Raw genomic sequence first — 5,422 nt, forward strand, 5'->3', positions numbered from 1 at the left:
AGGGCCTGCTACTGGCCCTCCGACGCCGCGATTTTCATGCGGTATAATTTTTCCCGATCGATTGGGACAGCTAAAGCATTAGAATTTTGCGCCGATCGCGACACCATAACGCCGCGGATCAAGCGTGTAGATATTTGTAAAATTACCGGAAGATGCATCGGTGACATAAAGTCCGGTAACTGAGTTGCTATCGAAGATATTCTGAACGAACCCCCGGACAAACCAGCGCTCGTCGGCACCATTCAACTGCAAAACTGCATTAGCCTGTACGAAAGGTTGGATGCGATTAATTCTGCCGTTGAAGATATTGCCATATTGCTTTCCGGTCATGGAAATGTCGACGCGGGGGACGAGTGTCATACCATTCCCGACCTCTGCCGTGTACTGCACGCCCATCGAGACCTTGACATTCGGCGCTTGCGGCAATGTGTTGCCCTTGATGTTAACCTCGACGCCAGGACTCAATACCTGGATCCCGCTGTTCGCAGGGATAGCGCTCGCGAGGACACCGCAAATGCCGAACGCGCCGCTGGAGGCGATATTGCCGTCCGAAGGAAATTCCTGCGGTGCGCGAAGGCCGAGAGCCGCATTTACGCCCGCAACGAACGCATCAGCAACGCCAGGCGCAGGTCCCGTGACAGCGCAGTGCGCACCATTGCTGATGTCCTTGATAATCACGGCATCAGGATCCCCGCCGCCCGGATCACGCGGATTGGAGAAGAATTGATCGCCGGCGACCTTGGCATTGAGATAGCTGAAGGACAGATTGATAAGCCAGTTCGGGTCCGGCCTGATGACAGACTCCAGTTCGACACCCCAGATATTGGCGTCAACCGTGTCATTCACGGACGTTCTTGCCACGATGCGGCTGAGCTGCAGTCCACTATATTTGTAGTAAAATGCGGTGGCATTGAGTTGTAACGCGCCGTTTGCGAAGACGTTCTTGGAGCCGATCTCGAAGGCATCGATCGTTTCAGAGCCGAAACTCTCGCTGACGGCGAAAATCGGAGAAAGCGGAGGATTGATCCCGCCGGATTTGTAACCCCTAGAATAAGATGCATAGAGTGAATTGTCCGGCGTAACCTCGAAGGCCAGAACTGCTCGTCCGGTAATTTCGTCGAAGCTTACTTCGCGAAACTGGGCGAGCTGTTGGCCCGGCGTCCCCGGGTCGGCATCGAAAAGCCCAGACGGCCCGGTGAGGGGCGTTATCGGGGTATCGAACGGATCTCCATCATTGGCATAAGGGTTCAGGAAACTGATCAGCGTCGTACGCGCCGTCACATCCTTCTTGTCATTATTGTAACGCAGCCCCCCGGTCAACGTCAGCCGGTCGCTTAGATCGAAATAGACCTCGCCGAAAATGCCATAGCTCTCTAGATTCGATTCCAGCGAGTTGTTCCGATACATCGACGTCGCGAAATAGGATGGCGGAAGGCCGCCCGACAAGGAGCCGAATGAACCCAATACGGCACTGGCGTAATCGAGCGCAAACGAGTTCACATAATAGCTATTGTCGGTGGTTTTCGATTTCGCGTAAATTCCGCCCAACAGGAAATTGAACGGCCCGTCGAAGTCACTCGTGAGGATGAGCTCTCCGCTCCACGATTCGCGTTGTTCCGAAGATCGATCGAAAGAAAGCGGCGTTTCGGAACACAGCGAGTTCCCTTCGAAAGCGCCTCTGCTTCCATCATCATTATCCGACGTGCACAGCACGCCCTGCGGACCGTCCGGGATTAGAGCGCCGGCAATCGGCGAAAAATAGGCCGAAGAGCCGGGAATGAAGGCTGGCGCCGGCGGAGCAAGACCTGTCGGTAATCCGTTAGCCGCAAAAAAGTCCAACGTATTGAGCGCCGGGGCGAAACCGGCACGGCTTTGAATTCCAAGAAAATAGTCCTGCCTGGAATCGACTTCAGTATCCTGATAAATGCCGGTGGCCGTCAGGGTCATCGCGCCGAATTTTTGCTCAAGGCGCGCCTGCACCTGTAGCTCTTCGGCAAAATAGAAAGGGGTATAGGCCGTGTTGACGACACGCACATCGCCAGGCTCCTGAAACCCGGAAAACCCATCAGGGCCATAAAGGCTGCCGAGGCCGAGCACGGCGGGAATGCCCTGAATGGCGAAGAACTCGGATGAACTGAGCGTCGCACCGACCGTTGAATTTGCGTTCGTGGTATCGAAATCACGTCGATTGTTCAGGCATCCGAGCACGCCCAATGGATCGCGTTGGCACGTTTGTTTCTGGTTTCTGAGGCGCGTGTCCTTTTCCCGGAAATAATAGCCCATGAGATCGATCGTCGTATCAGGACCGGGTTCGAAACGAAGGGAGCCTCGCAACGCATAGAGGTCCCGAGCGTCGATGTCCGATCCATCATAGAGATTCGTCGTATAACCGTCGCGGTTCACATATATGCCCGCCAGCCTCACGCCGATCATATCCCCGATCGGGACGTTGACCATGCCACGCGCTTCGATGCTGTTGAAATTGCCATACTCGAATTGCGCTTCAGCCTCGAAACGGGAGAGTTTGGGTTTCGCGGTCACAACATTCACGACCCCGGAGGTCGCATTCCGGCCGAACAGGGTGCCTTGAGGTCCGCGAAGGACTTCAATCCTTTCCAGATCGAAATATTCGGTCTCGAACAGGCGTGTTCCGAACAAGGGGGATCCATTGACATGGATTGCGGTCGCAGCATCGCAGGTGACGCCGACGCACAGGTCGCCAACGCCGCGAATAGTGAATGAAGCTGAGGTGAAATTGCCTTTCGAGAAAGATACATTGGGCAGCGTCAGCTGTAGATCCGAGGCATTTTCGATCTGCTGGCTTTCAAGCGCCTCAGCGCTGAATGCGCTGACAGCGATCGGTACGTCTTGCAAGCTTTGCGCCTGACGTTGCGCTGTCACGACGATGACATTGTCACCGCCATCTGGCTCTTCGGCTATGACTTCCTGAGCATTTGAGACCTGTGGCAACGCCATCACGACGGCGCTTGCCAACCAATAGGCTTTCTTATTCATCACCCTATCTCTCCCTGTCTCGATTTTTTCGTTTCTTGCGCGAACCCGTCCTTGTCCCCGATTGTCGATGTTCAAAAATGGGGCAGCTCGCCGAGCTGCCCCGAGTTTGACGAGTGGCCAGAAGGAGATTTCCGGAGAGGAAAAGATTCTCGCCGCTCGGCTGGAAGATGAGCAGTTTTTCGGCATTTGGTAAAGAACTTTATTATGGCACTTTATTATTTTGCTCGGGGCGGTGGGAGGTGTGCCATCTCAGATCCGAAGATATCAGTTTATACATCCGATGCTTGCTGTCAGCGCTTCAGCCTTGGCGCGGTCGAGCGCGCGCCGACGACTTTTGGATGCGGCTGCGGTACGGCATGCCCGATCCGGAGCGCATGACCCGCGTGGTCGAAAGTTGGATAGCAGTGCAAAAGGCCGGGCTCTGATCCCGGCTGGTGGAAACCAGGGGGTCAGGTCAGTTCACCTATTCCTTCCCGTTCATTTTAGAGTCATCAAGATCGTATTAACCACGTCACGGTCCCTGCCGGGCAGGGCTTTCACGTGGGGGCATCCATGACCAGAACCAAACCATCCCTTAAGTCAGCTATCCTGTTGGCCAAATAGGATCAAGGCGACCGGCGCACCAATTTACCTCGTGACTGAGCCATGTGCGCGCGAAAACCGTCACCACTTCGATGGGGATTCGACATGACATTGCCATTTCACATGCCGTCCACAATCCGCCTTTCGGGTGTAGGTCTTGCCGCTTGTGCGATTGCCACGATTGCTGCCGCAAGTGCGCAGGCGCTACCACTATCCAGCTTCAAGGATCAGGGCGTCGACCATATCTTTGGCAGCTACGCCCCGCGCGGCGACTGCTCAAAGGAACCGCGCGTAACCATCGATGAAAAGGGCATGACGTTCCGCGCCAATGGTCGGGAAATAAAGCCCCCTCGGGTGGAATATGCTCTCACCTTCATGGGCCAGAGCTATGACGGCATCATGGCAGTATTTTTTCCCTTTCCAGTTAGCAGCAATGATTTTGGTCGGGTTCTCATGTATGTGAACGACGACGAGAAGCGCGGTGTCATCCGCTTTGAATCCGATCTGCCGCGCGGCCAACGCCCGGCTTCTTTCCATGCGGCCTTCACGGGTGGCGGCCCGTTCACGCTCTGCCAGGGCAGCGCTCTTGCTGGCACGCCACTGCCGCCACGGCCTGAGCCGGCGGTGGCCGTGCAAGGCATTCCAGCGGAATGGACCAATCTCGCCAGCCTCGTCGGCAAATATCCGGGAAGCTACGCCAAGGACAATATCGACCTGTTCGATAAGGGTACCTTGGCTGCGGCATTGAAGGCCCGGATGGGGCCGAAGATGGCTGCGCTGCGGACCAATCTCTCAGCCGTCTCGCCATTGCAGCGGGCTGGGAACTATTACTATCTTTCCGGCAATGCGCAGCATCAGGGCGGTGTGGAGCAGGCCTATATAATAATAGACCCGGCGCGCCGTGCGGTGCAGGTGGGCCTTTGGGAGCGCGGCAAGCTAACAGTTTATCCGTCTGCTTCGGGCGTTAGGCTGCCGATTGCGCCGGAAATCAAGACGCTGTTGGACAAAAGCCCGCCCGAAACGGCAGTGCCGCTTCCCGGTACACCCTGGGAAGTTGTACCGGTGCAAGGTCGCGCGCCCATGGCTTATGTGAGCGCCGCGGCATCGCCCAACATCGAAGCCCTCAGTCTCTATTGTGAAGGCGGAAAGCCCTACATGGCGATGCTGCTCAACAAGCCCTCCGCCGACAATGCGATGACGATGACGTGGAACTTCTCCGGTCGGCTCGTTAGCATATCCGTTCAGCGCGCCAATGCGAACGGCACTCAATGGATCGGCGGCGTGACGGGTACGCAACTTGTTCCCCTGCTCATGCAGCAAAGCGGGACGGTGATGCTACGTATCAACGGGCGGCTGGAAGGCGAAGCCTCGCTCAGCAATTCAATTGCAGTGCTGCGCGATACCCTGCGGGGATGCGTGCGGCTCTGACCTGTGAGAACGGCGCCGCCTCCATTTCAGGTGCTCTGCCACCTGAATTCTGGACCAGTTGCGGTTAGAGTTTTCCGCCGTAGATATCATTGGCTGGGCGAGGAGTTAGAGCGGGATGACATTTGGCTGATTCAAAGGGGATTCTTTTTTGGGCGGTTTTCTGATTCATATGTGGACGCCCCCTATGGCAAGGGCTTTGTGGTCGCGATGGCTTTGATCGGTTGCTTTCATATGTCCGGCCTGTTTGTGCGGCGTTTTGAGTGCCGCTGGCCTTGATGGAAATCCGCCGGTGAGGTCCCTAGGCCGCGTTGACAAAAGACTTCAGCCATAGCCGCGTGGCGGCGAGGTTTGGTCGCGTCCGTCAAGGTGGTGTAATTTCGGCTGTGGCCGTGGGCCA

The 5,422-nt window shown here is 56.3% G+C and carries 2 protein-coding genes; one reads left to right on the plus strand and one right to left on the minus strand.

Annotated elements, in window-relative coordinates:
• Positions 1 to 78: 78 nt before the first annotated feature.
• Complete coding sequence (locus tag HUW43_RS00005; protein ID WP_054588702.1) at positions 79 to 3,015, minus strand: TonB-dependent receptor; 2,937 nt, start codon at positions 3,013 to 3,015, stop codon at positions 79 to 81.
• 705 nt (positions 3,016 to 3,720) lie between these two features.
• Between HUW43_RS00005 and HUW43_RS00010 the strand changes: the two genes are divergently transcribed.
• Positions 3,721 to 5,025 (plus strand): hypothetical protein, encoded by a 1,305-nt coding sequence (locus tag HUW43_RS00010; RefSeq protein WP_223181145.1) that lies wholly within the window; start codon positions 3,721 to 3,723, stop codon positions 5,023 to 5,025.
• The last annotated feature ends 397 nt before the right edge of the window (positions 5,026 to 5,422 follow it).

The sequence above is a fragment of the Sphingopyxis sp. LK2115 genome (assembly GCF_014595975.1).
Classification (GTDB): Bacteria; Pseudomonadota; Alphaproteobacteria; order Sphingomonadales; family Sphingomonadaceae; genus Sphingopyxis.

Excerpts from the sequence above, each read along its gene's own strand:
- HUW43_RS00005 (WP_054588702.1), bottom strand. The coding sequence starts at position 3,015 with ATGAATAAGAAAGCCTATTGGTTGGCAAGCGCCGTCGTGATGGCGTTG.
- HUW43_RS00010 (WP_223181145.1), top strand. The coding sequence starts at position 3,721 with ATGCCGTCCACAATCCGCCTTTCGGGTGTAGGTCTTGCCGCTTGTGCG.